The organism is Bacillus cereus group sp. N11 (assembly GCF_016483605.1).
Classification (GTDB): Bacteria; Bacillota; Bacilli; order Bacillales; family Bacillaceae_G; genus Bacillus_A; species Bacillus_A toyonensis.
In genome coordinates, this window is the sequence record NZ_JAEHBN010000001.1 from 452983 (window position 1) to 469086 (window position 16104).

Sequence of the window (16104 nt, forward strand, 5' to 3'; positions counted from 1 at the left end):
CGGAATGAATATTCATTCCTGTCCTTATAAAGCTATAGAATCAAATGATTCTAATAGCATTCCAACAACTTTCTTCCAGTTCTTTTACCAATTCTTCTGTATATTCTAATTGCCCTGTTTCCATTACTTTAATTAATTTTTCAATTGGTTGATATACAATGATAATTAAAGCAATTGGTGGTAATGGACGAAGAAAACCTTTTTCGATTCCATCTTCAATTAAGTTCATAAAGAAACCCATAAAGTCCTCGAATATTTCATTACTATGCTTATCGAGAAAATAACTATCACAGTGAGAATTTGTAAAAAGAAAAGCATCTGCATTTTGTCTCGCAAATTCAAATAAACGGTTGTACGTATGGCTAAACTGTTCACGAATATTTGCATTGACTGGAAAATCGGTTTTTATTAATTCTGATAGTTGTAAAACGCTTTTCGTAAATAAAGAATTAACTAACGACTCTTTATTTTCAAAATAACGATAAATGGTACCTGCACCTACTTTTGCTTTTTCAGCAATCATCGGAATTGTTGTACCATCATAACCTCGCTCTGCAAAAAGTTGTATTGCAGCATCAAAAATGTCTTCTTGTTTGTTTTTAGCCATTTTTCTCACCTCAATTTTCAGGAATGAAAATTCATTCCGTTTTTAATTATAAATTACATGGATTAAAAGTCAAGTGCGCTACACAGTTCCGTTATGTTTTTTAATTCCATATCTGTCAGTGACATTATATCAGCAATTTCCAGAATATATCAGCGCAACTCACATTTTATCAGCGATTTTCAAGATATATCGACTTAACGACAAAAAACACCAAAATAAGAGTGAACTGTACCAAAACTTTATTTGGTACAGTTCACTTTCAAATATACAATTAAAAGAAATCATAAATAAACGCTTCACGCACCGGGACTACATTTTCAAATGTTCGTATCTCCTCTTTGCTTCCACTAATTAATTCCAGCTTACTTAGCTCTAACGGACGTTTGTAGCCAAGCATTATTGTAGATAGCGCATTAATGTCCAGCTTTATTCCTTTATCAATTGTTTCTTCTTTCATAATTGTTATTTCATGATTTGCAAGTCTCACTGTTATGTTATTCCACGGAGCAAATGAATCTGTAATATGTAAGATCACTTCTTGCTGTACATTGTTCCAGCTCAACTCATATTGTTTTAAGAACTGCTCTACATCTACAATTCTGCCCATAAAATATGGTTTCACTTCTGTCTTCACGCGTGGCTCTTGCAATGTATATAACAACGGTTCGTTTTCACTTACTGTCATTTCAAGTTCTTTAATCATAGAATCATGCTGGCAAATAAAGTTCCACAGACCATTTCGTGCTTCATTATGCAGTGGTACAAATTCTTCTACTGTCATTTTATAGTTTTCTATTTTATATAACATGTAACCAGCTGCCGTTTTATTTTCATCATAGTAAATCGCTAATGCTAAATCATCATAAACCACTTGTAACCACCAGTTTTTCTCTCGAACTAACATACCTGAAAAACGTTCTGCAAAGATTTCATATAGCTTCTCGACTTCTTCTGGATGATTTTCTTTATTGAAACGTTTCACGGTGCCATTTACTTGTTTTTTCATAACTAAATCGCTCTTAGTCATATGACATACGAGAAGATTCGCACAAAGTTCCCAGCCGTATTTACGGTAAAATGAAACAGAAAATGGATGTAACATCGATACTGTATATCCATCTTTTTTCATCGTTTGAAGAGAATGCTGAAGTAGCTCTTTTACATACCCACTTCTTCTATACTCAGGATACGTTGCTACCCCTGCAACGCCGCCCATTTTAAATGTTTCTTTTCCTATGTATATATGAAATGGAATAAGATGTAGTTTTGCTGCTAAGTCTTCCCCTTCCATAATGCCGTATATTTCATGACTTTCTTTCATTCGAGTGATTTGCCGCTGCAATCGTTCCTCATTTACTTTATATTGAAAAGCGTATTCTGATAAACGTAATGCTTCTCTAAATTTATCTTCTTGTAATTGTATGACATTCATATAATTCTCCTCCATTCCCTGATTGAATTGTATCATAATTCTTACTATTGTAGTTCGGTAAGTGAAATTACACAGACGTTTCAACAAAAAATATCGAATTTACAACAACCTAACATAAAAAAGCAGATACATAATGTATCTGCTTCTCATCACCTTATTTTGCTAACTTTTGAAGTTCTTCAAAGAATGTAGGATATGATACGCCTACTGCTTCTGCATCTTCAATTGTTGTTTTTCCCTCTGCTAGACAGCCAGCAATCGCAAGCATCATTCCGATGCGGTGATCACCGTAACTATTTACTGTACTGCCTTTTAGAGCTGATTTTCCGTATATAATCATGCCATCATCAGTTGCTTCTATGCGAGCTCCTAGTTTCGTTAACTCCGCAACGACTGTATCAATACGGTTCGTTTCTTTTACTTTTAACTCGTGTGCATCTTTAATAACTGTAATACCTTCTGCTTGTGTTGCCGCTAAAGCGATAACTGGAATTTCATCGATTAGTCTTGGAATAATATCCCCACCAATTTCAATTCCTTTTAATGAAGATGTTTCAATCGTAATGTTTGCAGCTGGTTCTGATGCCCCTTCGTTAATCGGCTCTACAGTAAATGTAGCACCCATTGTCTCTAAAACATCAATAATACCTGTACGAGTTGGATTCATTCCTACATTTTGTAATACTAGTTTACTATTTGGAATAATTGCTCCCGCTACTAAGAAAAATGCTGCTGATGATACGTCACCTGGTACTTGAACGTCTGTCGCTGTTAACTTCTGTCCACCTGCAAGTTTCACTGTTTTTCCCTCACGAGTTACGTTAACACCGAATGCTTCAAGCATTCTTTCCGTGTGATCACGCGAAACATGTGGTTCTGTAACAGCTGTTACACCTTCTGCCCGAAGACCTGCAAGTAAAATAGCTGACTTTACTTGTGCACTTGCAACAGGAGAAATATACTCAATTGCTTTTAAATCTCCGCCACGTATTGTGAGCGGCGTAAACGTTCCTTCTTCTCGGCCATCAATTTTTGCGCCCATTTGTTTTAATGGATTTGTAACACGTTTCATCGGTCTTTTTGCGATAGACGCATCACCTTGTACGCAAGAGAAAAATGGTGTATTTGCTAATATTCCTGACATTAATCGTATCGTTGTACCAGAATTACCAACATCTAATACAGCTTTCGGTTCTTGTAAGCCTTCAATTCCTTTTCCGACTACAGTTACTTCATCACCATTTTGCGTGATTTCTACTCCCATTTCCTTAAAGCACGAAATCGTACTTAAACAGTCTGCACCGGGCAAGAAACCTTTAATTGTCGTTTTTCCTTCTGCAATTGCGCCGAACATAACAGCACGATGTGAAATGGACTTATCACCTGGAATTGTAATGTTGCCGTTCAATCCGCTATTTATAGGTTGTATCGTTCTTTCTTTCATGTTTTCACCTTCTCATTTAAATTGTTTCATAAGTTTGGTATTCTTCTTCTCCAAGCGCTAGTTTCGCTTTCATACGATCTTCTTCTCTTTGGAAGCTAATGCGTAATACGCCAAGCAATCCTTCTCGCGCTTCTAATATTTGCAAGTTCGTAATACTAATTTCTTCACGCGCCAAAATACTCGTAATATGAGCCAATGCCCCTACTTTATCTAAAACATCGACGTATAAGTCGTGATAGGCAGGAATTGCCCCTCTTTTTCGTACTGGTAAAGAATCACGGTATTCTTTCGCATCTGCAAAATAGTTTTGAATCTCGCCTGCATCTCCAGTAGAAACAGTATCATATAATTCTTCCATTTCAGAGATCCACTCTTTTAATAATACCATTAAATGCTCACGATTTTGCTTTACAATATCACTCCACATTTTCGGGCTACTAGATGCAATGCGTGTAATGTCTTTAAATCCGCCAGCAGCTAGCTGATGAATGAGCGGATTATCTCCTGCATGTTTCTCCACTTGCTTGACTAACCCTGCTGCGATAAGATGCGGAAAATGACTAACGATCCCTGTTACATAATCATGCTCTTCTGTATTTAAAACGAGAAAATGAGACCCCGTTCCCTTTAACCAACCTTTTAGTTCTTCCACTTGTTCATTTGGCACATGGTTCATCGGTGTTAAAATGTAAAATGCATTTTCAAATAAATGTGCTTTTGCACTTTCAACCCCAGTTTTATGAGAACCTGCCATCGGATGTCCACCAATGAAAGAAATTTCCTTTGAAAATAAAGCTTCCGCTTCGTTCATAATTGTTCCTTTTGTACTACCAACATCGGTCACTATCACATCTTCTCGTAAACGAAATGACGCTAATTTGTGTAATAACTTCTTCGTTTCTTCAACTGGAGAAGCAAAAACAATTAAATGTGCCTCTTCACATGCACGCTGTAAATCTACTGCTACTTCATCTACTACGTGTAATTCTTTCGCACGCTCTACTTGTTCTTGAAATATGTCATAACCTGTTATCGTTACATCGTGCTCTTTCTTAATTGCTAATGCGAGAGAACCTCCTATTAAGCCTGTTCCAATTAATACTACCTTTTTACACATTTGCCTCATCTCGAGACTTATTTTTCTTATTTTCAAAGTGTTGTTTTAACACTGAAATCACTCCTTCATTTTGCTCCCTTGTGCCGACTGTAATACGGACACCATTCGGGAACGGACGAATAATAAACCCTGCGTGTGCACAAGCTTCATAAATCTCTCCACCATTCTCTACCGGTAAGAAGATGAAGTTTGTTTGTGACGGATAAAATGGAAATTCGTTTTCCTTACAAAAACTTTCGTATTGTTGTATTCCCTCTGTATTAACACGTACAATTTCTTCAATAAACGCTTCATCGTTAAAAGCAATCGTTGCTGCTTTTTGCGCTAATGAAGATACGTTAAATGGCAAACGTACGACATTTAATTTCTCGATTAACTCTTCCTGTCCAATCGCATAACCAACGCGGAAAGATGCTAATCCGTACGCTTTAGAAAACGTTCTAAGTACAAGAATGTTGTTATGTTTTTCTAGAAGCGGTAATGTCTCAGGGAAATCTTTTGCTGTTACGTATTCATAGTACGCTTCATCAATGACAATTAACGTATTTTCACTAATGCTTTCAATGAACTGAGTCAATTTTTGCTCATTCACATATGTGCCTGTAGGGTTGTTCGGATTACAAAGCCAAATGATTTTCGTATTGTTATCAACTGCTGACGAAATTTCATCTAAGTCGTATACACCGTTATTTAAAGCAACTTCTTTCACTTCACAACCTTCAATAATTGCATGATGACGGTACTGTGGGAATGTTGCACCTGCCGTTACGATGTTATCTCCAGCTCGAAGTACGGCGCGACTTATTATTTGAATGACCTCATCTAAACCACTACCGCAAAGTATTTGTTCCATTTGAACTTGTAATTTCTCTGCAATTGTTTGACGGAGCGTTGTAGCACCTCCGTCAGGATATAAAGCATGTTCCAACCACGATTTTTGTAACTCTTCTAACACTCGTGGCGAACAACCGAATGGATTTTCATTCGATGCTAATTTCACAAACGAATGATCTCCGTACACTTCTTTCATTTGTTCTGGTGATTTACCTGGTTTATATGGTTGTAAGGATGATAGTTGATCTTTTACTTGCATGTTAAACCCACCTTTTTTAAAATTCTTTTGCGTATTTGTTATGTTGTGTAATGTTTTGCTTTAATAATTCTATACGATCTTTTCCGAATTGTTCGACTAGTGCATCTGCAAGTTCCCATGCCACAACAGATTCAGCTACTACACCTGCTGCTGGTACTGCGCAACTATCAGATCTTTCAATACTCGCTTGGAATGCTTCTTTCGTATCAATATCGACGCTTGCTAACGGTTTGTATAATGTAGGAATCGGCTTCATAACACCTCTTACAACAATCGGCATTCCCGTTGTCATACCACCTTCTAAACCGCCGGCATTATTCGTTTTTCTCGTGTACCCTTTTTCTTCATCCCAAAGGATTTCATCGTGCACTTTACTTCCTGGCTGTCTTGCCGCTTCAAAACCAACACCAATTTCAGCACCTTTAAATGCATTAATACTCATAATAGCACCAGCGAGTTTTGCATCTAATTTACGATCGTAATGAACGTAACTACCAACACCAATTGGCATACCTTCTGCAATGACTTCGACAATACCACCGATTGAATCTCCACTACTTTTTGCATTATCGATCGCATCCATCATCTCTTGTTCTACTTCTTTATCTAAACATCGAACAGGTGAATTTTCAGTTATCGTTTGAATCTCTTCAATTGATAAGTTGGAAATATGCTTCGCTTGCACCCCACCAATTTCAAGCACATGCCCTGCAATTTCCACACCTAACTCTTTCAAAATTTGTTTCGCAACTGCTCCAGCAGCTACACGAACTGTCGTTTCTCTTGCAGATGAGCGCTCTAATACGTTTCTTATATCACGATGACCGTATTTAATAGCTCCGTTTAAATCTGCATGTCCTGGACGTGGTTTTGTAATTGTGCGTTTCATTTCTTTACTTTCTTGCTCTGAAATTGGGTCTGCACCCATTACTTTCGTCCAATGTTTGAAATCATCATTTTTTACGATTAACGTAATCGGTGAGCCAAGTGTCATCCCGTGACGAACACCACTTACAATTTCAACTGTATCTGTTTCAATTTGCATGCGTCTTCCGCGCCCATGTCCTTTTTGTCTTCTTAATAATTCCTTATTAATATGTTCCGCTGTTAATGTTAAACCTGCCGGTACACCTTCTAAAATAACTGTTAACTGCGGACCATGTGATTCTCCAGCTGTAATGTATCTCATTTCTCTTGCCCCTTTACTATTTTTTTGTACAAAAAAGTCCCTACTGAGCGCTCAGTAGGGACGATATTTATCGCGGTACCACCCTAGTTGTAGACAACTATCGTCTACCTCTCTTCTTCTTTAACGATCGTTTGACCGTCTTACCCTCCAAAAGTTATCGGGAAAGATGCTCCAAGGCTGTAATTCATGCTTATCTTTGTACTGATTCACACCGACCATCAGCTCTCTTTAACAGTGAGATAAGCACTACTGTTTCCTCTTCAGCGCATATATGATATGGAATTAAGATAATTTATTTTTGAAACCTTTTAACTCATCCATGAATCTATGGAATTCTGGAATGTCCATTTGTTGTGCAGAATCTGATAATGCAACTGCTGGATCTGGATGAACTTCAGCCATTACTGCATCAGCTCCAATAGCAAGTGCCGCTTTCGCTGTTGGTAATAATAAATCTCTACGTCCAGTTGAATGTGTTACGTCAACGATAACTGGTAAATGTGTTTCTTTCTTTAAAATCGGTACTGCAGAAATGTCTAATGTGTTACGTGTTGCTCTTTCGTATGTGCGGATACCTCGCTCACAAAGAATAATTTGGTCATTACCTTGCGCAATAATGTATTCTGCTGCATTAATGAACTCATCAATTGTTGCTGCTAATCCACGTTTTAGTAATACTGGCTTATTAACTTTACCTACAGCTCGTAGTAAATCGAAGTTTTGCATGTTACGTGCACCAACTTGAATTACATCAACGTATTCTAATGCCATTTCAACATCGTTCGGATTTAAAATTTCACTAATAATCGCTAAGTCGAACTCATCTGCTACTTGGCGTAAAATTTGTAACCCTTCTACTCCTAAACCTTGGAAATCATATGGAGATGTTCTCGGTTTGAAAGCACCACCGCGCATTAATTTTAAGCCTTGGTCTTTCATAGCTTGCCCTACTTGGCGAACTTGCTCTAAGCTTTCTACTGCACAAGGCCCCATGATGAACGTTTGTGTTCCGTCCCCAATCAATTCACCTTTTACATTAACGATTGTATTTTCTTGTTTCTTTTTACGTGATACTAATAACGCCTTACGGTTATCATCTTCTTGTAATTCCAAGCTAGCTTTGAAGATTGTTTTGAAAATATGTTGAACTGTTGACGTTTCGAATGGTCCTTCGTTATGCTCTGCGATCATATCAAGTACTTCACGCTCACGTACTGGATCAAAGCGTTTCGTACCTTGTACTTGCTTTTGCTCCCCGATTTTTTGAACGATTTCACCACGTTTGTTTAAAAGGTGTAATAGTTGTAGGTTAATTTCATCTACCTGTTTACGTAATTGATCTAATTCATGATTTGCCATTTGAAAATCCTCCTCTAATGTTTTAAATATAGTAAGAGAATGAAAAATTCTCTATTTTCTGAACTGGTTAATTATACAAATTTTAAGTGGAATCGATACCTCTTCTTATCTTAAACTAATAATTACCACAAAGACACTATCTACTAGCTGAAAACCACTTTTTTTGTACAAAAAAGCCCTACTGATCCAATCAGTAGGGACGATATTTATCGCGGTACCACCCTAGTTGTAGACTTCTTTCGTCTACCTCTCTTCCTTGTTAACGATCAATGTGACCGTCTTTCCCTTCATAAAGACAATACTATCTTTACTACGAAAAAGATGCTCCAGGACTGTAATTCGCTCTTGTTTTTGTACTGGTTCGCACCAACCACCAGCTCTCTGTTACAGGGAAACAACAACTACTGCTTTTCCTTTCAATGCATGACTATTTTATTTTCAAGTTGGACCACTAAAATACAAAAAGTCCCTACTGAATAAATCAGTAGGGACGATATTTATCGCGGTACCACCCTAGTTGTAGACTAACTTTCCGTCTACCTCTCTTCACTGTTAACGATCAATTGACCGCTCTTTCTTCATAAAGACAATCCTATCTTTACTACGAAAAAGATGCTCCAAGACTGTAATTCATGATTATCCCTGTACTGGTTCACACCAACCACCAGCTCTCTGTTACAGTAAGACTAACCACTACTGTGATCTCTTCATTGCACTTTGTTTATTCAAATGTTTTTGAAATTGAATAAGTATGATTCGTATTATAGAACGCTTTTCAAAACACTGTCAATATGTTTTTTATATATTTTTTAAAATTCCACTTTCGTCCTATATTTCTTCTTGTAAATTCCCCATTACAATTCCGATGCGAATCATCTCATTTTCTATTAAGTTTAATACGTGTTTTTCTATTTCAAACTGGGCTAATCGTTTTTTTATTTGTATGATTTCATTTTCAAGAAAATCAGCTTCCTGACGTGTTTGCAGTAATGTAAAAAACACATTTGCATACATTTCTTTATACGCTTTCATACTCTCTTTCTTTTCAAGCATTTCAATAAATAACTGTTTCATTTCCTCTCCTGCACATTCTCCATTTACATCTATAAATGTACGCGACATAATACGTAATCCTTTTTCTAAAATCTCATCCATGTATAAAATAGTACGTAAAATCATTACATATTCTCTCGTTGTTATCTCACCCATTTTTGGTCGTTCTCGTAAAAATATACTGAGCCAAGCTGTCCAAAATTTTTGTTGTTCTTTTACACTTAATGTTTTAACGTAATAGCATAAATGTTGCATAAATTTAATTTTATTCTCTTCATTTTCTCGTATAAGCAACGGATATAGCCAATCTGTTTTTTGTTCCCAATACAGCACACATTTTATAAATACAAAACTAAGCCACTTCAAGAAAGCTTCCCTCGTATGCGGGTGTAAAACTTCTAAATGCTCTACTGCATACTTAATAAACCTCTTCATTTCAGTAAATAAAGGTAAATTTATTTGCGTATAACATAGACCTGCCCAAGCATATTTCGTAATCTCATTTTCTTTCTTTAATTCTAAGTAAGGTAACAAATATTTTCGGCACCATTGTTTCTCAATATGATATAAAAATGTAATATCTGCTATTAAACGCGCAAACATAAAGTTTGTCCGTTCAGAACTTACTCTTACTTGTTCTTCAAATAAAAATAAATATTCATACACATTGCGATCGTATAAATGATCATATGATAACAGTTTTAATAATACAGCTGTCATTTTTCCAACAGGATGCTGAATCGACTCATTATAAAAGTCTTGTTTTCCAATCTTAAAATCTGTATCGCTTTTCATAACTTGAGGAAATACCGAAAAAGCAAAACGTTTTACAAACCGTATACTATTCTCCTCTAACTCTTCTAATCGATTACTAATCTCATATAGAAAACTACTAATTAACCAATGAAACGCAGTGTTTCTAACAAATTTCTGTAACAGCGGAATAATTTTTTGGATTTGCCCATTTGTCAGTCTCCGGTTATTTCGCCACTCTCTAATACAAACAAACCACACTTCGTTACTTATTTCATGCATGCCTATTAATTGGTACGCAAATGAAATACTCCACTCTGTATTCAATTTACATGCCTTTGATAACATCTCTAAAAAATGACGTTGTTCAAAAACACCGTCATTCGAAAATTGCCGAATTTGGTTCATGATTTCATCGTCTTTCAGCTGCAGTAATCCATCGGCAGTTACATTACAAGTAATACTTTGTTCGATAGCCTTTTTTTTAGGTACACTGTATCGATCAGAATGAAAATGCGGATGTTTCTGTTTCATTAGCTCGTATCCTTGTGCTGTTGATGGACTATTTGAATCACAAGTGAATAATAAATCTAAGACTAAACAAACATCAAATGCCCTCTCCTCTGCAAGGTGCTTCATTGCAGTTTGAATGACTTCTTCCTTTGTTTTTTCTAAAGAATGTACGTAATGATTTTTTAAAAGTTGAAACACCTCATGTTTATATGTGACATCTAAAAGAAGCCCTTCCTGTAACAACCATTTCATTTTATCATCTACGCTAACAAATAAATTTTTATTCATCGCATCAATTGCAATTCGCTTTTGAAGCAAACTATTTGCTTCTATCATTTCTGTAATATAATAATTCGCTTTTTTCTCATTGTTTTCACATAAATAGATTAAACACTCTTTTACAATTTGAATTAAAAACGCAAGGTCATTTTGATGAAACTCTTTCTCTACATTTTCCTTATTTCTTTTTTTCAGTGCCGTTTGTCTTAATGACAACATTCGCATCTTCTCTAATCCCATCATCAAAATGGGAACTGCGTAATAAGAAATATGCGGTCTCATCTTCTCATTCCAAATTTGCTCCACATGAGAAAATGTAGACACCGGTAACCGACTCGATTCCTCAAGTTCAATGGATTCTTGTGTATCATTTCCTAACTTTCTTTCACGCTTCAACTTAAGTTTTCCATCCAAAATAAACGTTAGTAACAATAAAGCAATTTCTTTATGCTCAGGAAAAGAACACTTTTGCAATAAGTAAGAGATTTTTTCTATAGATTTACTATCTTTTTCAGCTGTTTCTAATAAAAGGAGTGTCCATCTTGCAAACAACAACGGGTCCATCTTGATCTTCGTTTCGTTTAAATAGCTGCAAATTGTTCTCCATAATAACGGGGATATTTTAGAATGATTTTTAAAAATCAATTGAAATAATTCTTTCTGATGACTAAAAAGAAATTGTTCCACCAACCATTCTGCAAGCAATTCATCTACTTCATCATAGGTTGACGTAAGCAAAAATAAATTTCGTAATTTCCCCTCTGCTTCAAGCCATTCCACCCATTCATAATCTCGGGCAAATTCAACAAAATATCGAACAGTTTCAATTTTTTTAATGGACTGTTTTATGTAGGATAATTGTTCCTGCTCTACTGATGGTGGCACTGTTACAATGTCACGAATACGCATTCTTTTTGTAATATAATTATCCCCCATTAATTCCGCCCAGCGTTTTACCGCTTTGACGAGGGACTGATGATTATTTGATTTATTCGGATACACAATCGGCCTTATCCCTAAATGTTCCCAGTGATACGTATTTTCTCCTTGTGCGACAAATGCATAGCGCCTTGTACTTGGTGGTAAACCAGTTGCTAAATATTTCATTACTGGGTCATTATGGCTATACCCAACGAATAAAACAGTGTAATTGGAGAATAAATCAACTAAAAATCTTCTCGCCCATCCTTCCGTTAAGTAAGCCCTTCCAAAATCACCATCTGTTAAAATTAAAGCTTCCTTTTCTTGTTCTATATTTCCATGTATGTAAGCGAGCCCTTTAAACGCTCTACCTGTAGGTAAAGCAGGTGCATAATAAACGTTTAATTCTCTATTCATTTCGTTCATCGCAGTTGTAAAATGTCGATCAAAATTCGTCGTTACAATGCGAACTTCTGTATCTAAAGGAAACAACCTCGGAATTGCAAAATGAAGCGGATTTGGTTTTGATGTTTCTATATGAACTAGATCTTTTGCAACTTGATGTACATCTTTTGTTTTCGCAATTTTACCAAGATAATAATCATGAGGTTCTGTTATTTCACGCTTTTCGACATATAAAGTTTTTGCAATTTCATCAACTAAATCATCAAAATTCGGTAAGTTTGATTTCCCTTTCATAGAAACTCCCGCTCCAACAAACAATACTAACTTTCCTTGTTCAAGATGATCGATTAACTCATCTGGAATTTCTACTTCTGAAGTAATCCACATTTGGATTCACCCCTTACCTAAAAATGTCATATACTCTCATTTTACTATAACATTTTTTTGTTGTTTTTTTAATATTTAGACATAAATTCGAACATGAAAAAGTTTTATTTAAATATATTAGTTACAATGTATGAACTCCTGAATTTATTGCAAAACTATGTATAAATCGGAGGTGTAACTATTGAATGGTTTTACTGTAGTACTTATCAAATTCATATCGTGCATTATCGCATTTAGTATCGGACTAGCTTTATTTTTCCCTGCAACGTTCGTCCAAATTATTTCATTCAGTCTTTTTGTGACAATCGTATCTTATATGTTCGTTGATAAAATTATTTTAAATCGCATTGGCAATACTGGTGCCATTATGACAGATTTCTTATTAGCGTATTTAAGCGTTTGGATTTTCGGAAATATTTTATTAGACAATTACATGCAAATTGCATGGGGGAGTATCCTTTCAGCGATTGTCTTCACATTATCAGAAGTAATTGTACATCGCTTCTCTAACTCACACACAAGACATCACAACGATAATATTCATATTAATCGCCGATTTGCATATGGTACGGAGTTTGCTGAAGAACAGAATGTATTGGATAAAGATAAGAAGAAGTAACATTTTGATGAAGGAGCTCCCTTTTTAATCATGTGGGCTCCTTTTTCTGTACTATCATTTCGGTACATGAAATGATATAGACTTACCAACAATATTTGATATGTTATCTTCAAATAAAAAACTACCTCTTATTTAGAGGCAGCCACTTTCAAATCTTTTAACGTCACAACATCAGCAAACGCTCCAAACACTACGTTATGATGCTTCACAATATCTTCAGCACGTAACACATCTGTATCAAATGTACTATGTGCATCACTTACTAACGTTACTTTATACCCTTCACTACATGCTCTGCGCGTTGTCGTATCCACACAGTACTCTGTTTGCATGCCTGAAATAATAACATGTTCAATTCCTTTTTCTTGTAACACTTCGTTTAAGTTTGTTTTATGGAATGAATCTGGCGTCGTCTTTTCAACGATACTATCACCCTCTTTTGGTGCAATTGCCGCATGCACCTCCCAGCCATCTGTCCCTTTTTCTAACGGGTGATCTTTTGGCCCGTTATGTTGGACATACATAACCGGAATATCATTTGAACGACATTCTTCAATGAGTTCTTGTAATGTTTCTAAAAACTTTTCCCCATTATGTACTGGTATTCCTGCTGTATACATACCTGCTTGTACATCAATTACTATTAATGCTTTTTTCATTTCGCTCATCCCCTTTGTTTGTATAGGCCATTGGATATTCACTATAGTTGTTTATATTCCATCATCCAACAATCTTCTAATTTCCCCTCATGCAGTTCATGTTCCTTTAAAATCTTCACTTTTTTAAATCCGCATTTTTCATAACACTTTATCGCACGTTCATTATTTACTTTTGGATCCATTGCGATTGCTTCCGCCCCCACGTTCTCTACAATATATGTAATCGCTGCTTGAACGAGTTTTGTTCCGATTCCCTTTCCCCAAAAGGTCGGTTCTCCGATAAATTGATCCATCCCCCATACATTTTGCGATTCTTCATATCCATATAACGCTTTCCATTCAGAATCAACTTGGTACATTTGAATGTATCCGATTGGCACTTCATCAAATTCTATTAAACATCTTTTTTCATGGCTGTTTGGATTATGTATAAAATGAGTAAGCACCATTTCTACAGATTGCGGATTATCGCGTCCTTCGTAATACTGCAAAACTTCTGGGTCTGTTAACCATTTAGACATGATAGGTGCGTCATCTTCTATTACGTACCTAACCAATAAATCTCCTTTTTGAAAAAGCATGTGACACCTCTATTGTTCTTGTATATTTTTCTTTACTATTACATCTTTACTTGCACCTACTAGTGCATATGGTAGTAATGTTATCGCAAAAAATATTGTAAATACATTCAATTGCGAGATTTTATATGGTGTGAACCATTCCGTGAAAAATTGAGAATGTAAAATTCTATTAAAAAACTCTCCGCCCAGTCTAAAGTTTGGTTTCCATTCAGTAACATCACAAATAATAAAAATGAATTGTACAATTAAAAATGCCCCTAAATACCGAAACCAAATTCAATTCCAAATCGGCTGCACTTTATTTAATGTATCTTCCATCTAGCTCTCACCTTTTTTATTTCTATCATATTGATTATACACTTCCCTCACTTTATTTGATAAAATTTTCTATACAATCAAAGATGTTGGGGGAAATATATGATGTCTAATCCTATACAAAAATCAACTTTAATTATCCTTCGAGGAAACTCCGCAAGTGGCAAAACAACAATCGCAAAGGAACTGCAAGAACATTTCGGGCAAGGTACACTATTAGTCTCACAAGATGTCGTGCGTAGAGATATGCTAAAAGTTCACGACACAATGGGTAACTTATCTCATGATTTACTATTTGAAATTACAAAGTATGGAAAAGGAAAATGTGAATTTGTTATTTTAGAAGGTATTTTAAACAGTCGTAGATACGGTAATATGCTGAAAGAATTAATACACCACTTTGATGGAAACGCGTATACATACTACTTCGATTTATCATTAGAGGAAACGATCAGACGCCATAATACAAGAGAAAAACGAATTGAGTTTGGAGAGGATTCATTACGAAAATGGTACAATCCTCACGATACAATTGTAGTGAATAGGGAGACTGTTTTTACAGATGCTTTTACGCAAAAAGATATATTTCATGCGATTCTTAATGATGTTGCGATACGAAAATAAGACCGACAGAATATGTCAGTCTTATTTTCGTTATGTACTTTATATTTCGGTTTTTATAATTGAACAATCTTTACATAAATAAAAATATATATTCATTTCCCCGAACTGGAAATCAACTACTGAAATAAGTTTCCGTTCCTTAATATCTTGTGTAATTGTAGCAACATACTTCATTTCTTTAGAGCAAGTTGGACATGCAGAATCCTCTGGAAGATCTTCATATAATGGTGCCCCTAATAATCTACAAACATATTCTGAACCGAACAAGTCAAAAGCTTCCCAGTAACTATCCTCATCAGTAGGTATATCTTCATTTTTCATATTTATAAGCTTTACAGTTGTTTTTGGTAATGAAACTGGAAGCTTATCTTCCTCTTCCATTACCCATTCTTCTGTATTTTCTTGCCGTATAATTTGAACTGTTTTACCTCCATTACTTAATTGGAAATATTGTGGCTCCCACACCATTGCACAATTCAAGCATGAAACTAATGGTAAAATATTTAGTTCTCCACTTTTAAGTTCAGCAAGCCGCTCATCATTCAAATCAAAACAAATGATTTGGTGCATCTTCTCACCACATAACTTACATACTGGTAAATGACAATCTTGATCGCCGAAATAATGATTATACAAATCTTTCCCTTCGATTACTCTATACCCTTTCTTTTCATTGCAATATGCGCCATATAATTCCGTTGTCATATTCCATCCTCGCTTTATATAAATGTGATCCACCATATAATATTAATTA

Annotated in this window: 14 protein-coding genes and 3 other annotated features; of the genes, 2 read left to right on the forward strand and 12 right to left on the reverse strand. The window is 35.5% G+C overall.

Features of this window, described 5'->3' with window-relative positions; all coding sequences use genetic code 11:
* Positions 1–40 precede the first annotated feature (40 nt).
* The 8 genes from JDS98_RS02415 to JDS98_RS02450 form a co-directional block, all read right to left on the reverse strand.
* Positions 41–607, reverse strand: coding sequence for a TetR/AcrR family transcriptional regulator (locus JDS98_RS02415; RefSeq protein WP_001107297.1), 567 nt, complete (start codon positions 605–607; stop codon positions 41–43).
* Between the two features lie 271 nt (positions 608–878).
* On the reverse strand, positions 879–2039 hold the full coding sequence (locus JDS98_RS02420; protein ID WP_199633516.1) for a GNAT family N-acetyltransferase: 1161 nt from the start codon (positions 2037–2039) through the stop codon (positions 879–881).
* Positions 2040–2193: 154 nt separating this feature from the next.
* Positions 2194–3483 (reverse strand): 3-phosphoshikimate 1-carboxyvinyltransferase, encoded by a 1290-nt coding sequence (gene aroA, locus JDS98_RS02425; RefSeq protein WP_097959420.1) that lies wholly within the window; start codon positions 3481–3483, stop codon positions 2194–2196.
* A 16-nt stretch (positions 3484–3499) separates the two neighbouring features.
* Positions 3500–4600, reverse strand: a complete 1101-nt coding sequence (gene tyrA / locus JDS98_RS02430) for a prephenate dehydrogenase (protein WP_000335164.1) — start codon at positions 4598–4600, stop codon at positions 3500–3502.
* Entirely contained in the window at positions 4593–5693 is a 1101-nt protein-coding gene (hisC, locus tag JDS98_RS02435; RefSeq protein ID WP_001197267.1) for a histidinol-phosphate transaminase, read from the reverse strand. Before hisC ends, tyrA begins: the two co-directional genes overlap by 8 nt.
* A 16-nt stretch (positions 5694–5709) precedes the next feature.
* Positions 5710–6882, reverse strand: a complete 1173-nt coding sequence (aroC, locus tag JDS98_RS02440; RefSeq protein ID WP_097959418.1) for a chorismate synthase — start codon at positions 6880–6882, stop codon at positions 5710–5712.
* Positions 6883–6935: 53 nt separating this feature from the next.
* Positions 6936–7155: a binding site (T-box leader), on the reverse strand.
* Positions 7156–7164: 9 nt separating this feature from the next.
* The gene (locus tag JDS98_RS02445; protein ID WP_001273577.1) at positions 7165–8241 is read right to left on the reverse strand and encodes a bifunctional 3-deoxy-7-phosphoheptulonate synthase/chorismate mutase; all 1077 of its coding nucleotides are present in this window, start codon (positions 8239–8241) and stop codon (positions 7165–7167) included.
* A 192-nt stretch (positions 8242–8433) separates the two neighbouring features.
* Positions 8434–8670, reverse strand: a binding site (T-box leader).
* Between the two features lie 54 nt (positions 8671–8724).
* Positions 8725–8961: a binding site (T-box leader), on the reverse strand.
* Positions 8962–9069: 108 nt separating this feature from the next.
* Complete coding sequence (locus JDS98_RS02450; protein WP_098854952.1) at positions 9070–12552, reverse strand: DUF4020 domain-containing protein; 3483 nt, start codon at positions 12550–12552, stop codon at positions 9070–9072.
* 181 nt (positions 12553–12733) lie between these two features.
* Between JDS98_RS02450 and JDS98_RS02455 the strand changes: the two genes are divergently transcribed.
* Positions 12734–13171, forward strand: a complete 438-nt coding sequence (locus JDS98_RS02455; RefSeq protein WP_001013100.1) for a YndM family protein — start codon at positions 12734–12736, stop codon at positions 13169–13171.
* A 128-nt stretch (positions 13172–13299) separates the two neighbouring features.
* On the opposite strand, the gene JDS98_RS02460 is transcribed toward JDS98_RS02455, so the two are convergent.
* Genes JDS98_RS02460 through JDS98_RS02470 form a run of 3 tightly spaced genes read right to left on the reverse strand, consistent with a single transcriptional unit; the run spans position 13300 to position 14687 of the window.
* Positions 13300–13830, reverse strand: coding sequence for a cysteine hydrolase family protein (locus tag JDS98_RS02460; RefSeq protein WP_000709518.1), 531 nt, complete (start codon positions 13828–13830; stop codon positions 13300–13302).
* Positions 13831–13871: 41 nt separating this feature from the next.
* Complete coding sequence (locus JDS98_RS02465) at positions 13872–14411, reverse strand: GNAT family N-acetyltransferase (RefSeq protein WP_070173368.1); 540 nt, start codon at positions 14409–14411, stop codon at positions 13872–13874.
* A 9-nt stretch (positions 14412–14420) separates the two neighbouring features.
* A complete protein-coding gene (locus JDS98_RS02470; protein ID WP_223268667.1) occupies positions 14421–14687 on the reverse strand; it encodes a YfzA family protein in 267 nt (88 codons plus the stop codon).
* 141 nt (positions 14688–14828) lie between these two features.
* Between JDS98_RS02470 and JDS98_RS02475 the strand changes: the two genes are divergently transcribed.
* Complete coding sequence (locus tag JDS98_RS02475) at positions 14829–15350, forward strand: kinase (protein ID WP_015000635.1); 522 nt, start codon at positions 14829–14831, stop codon at positions 15348–15350.
* A 39-nt stretch (positions 15351–15389) separates the two neighbouring features.
* Here JDS98_RS02475 and JDS98_RS02480 read toward each other — a convergent pair whose 3' ends face one another.
* Positions 15390–16055 carry a hypothetical protein gene (locus tag JDS98_RS02480; protein ID WP_106080556.1) on the reverse strand — a complete coding sequence of 222 codons (666 nt, stop codon included), beginning with the start codon at positions 16053–16055 and terminating at the stop codon, positions 15390–15392.
* Between the last annotated feature and the right edge of the window lie 49 nt (positions 16056–16104).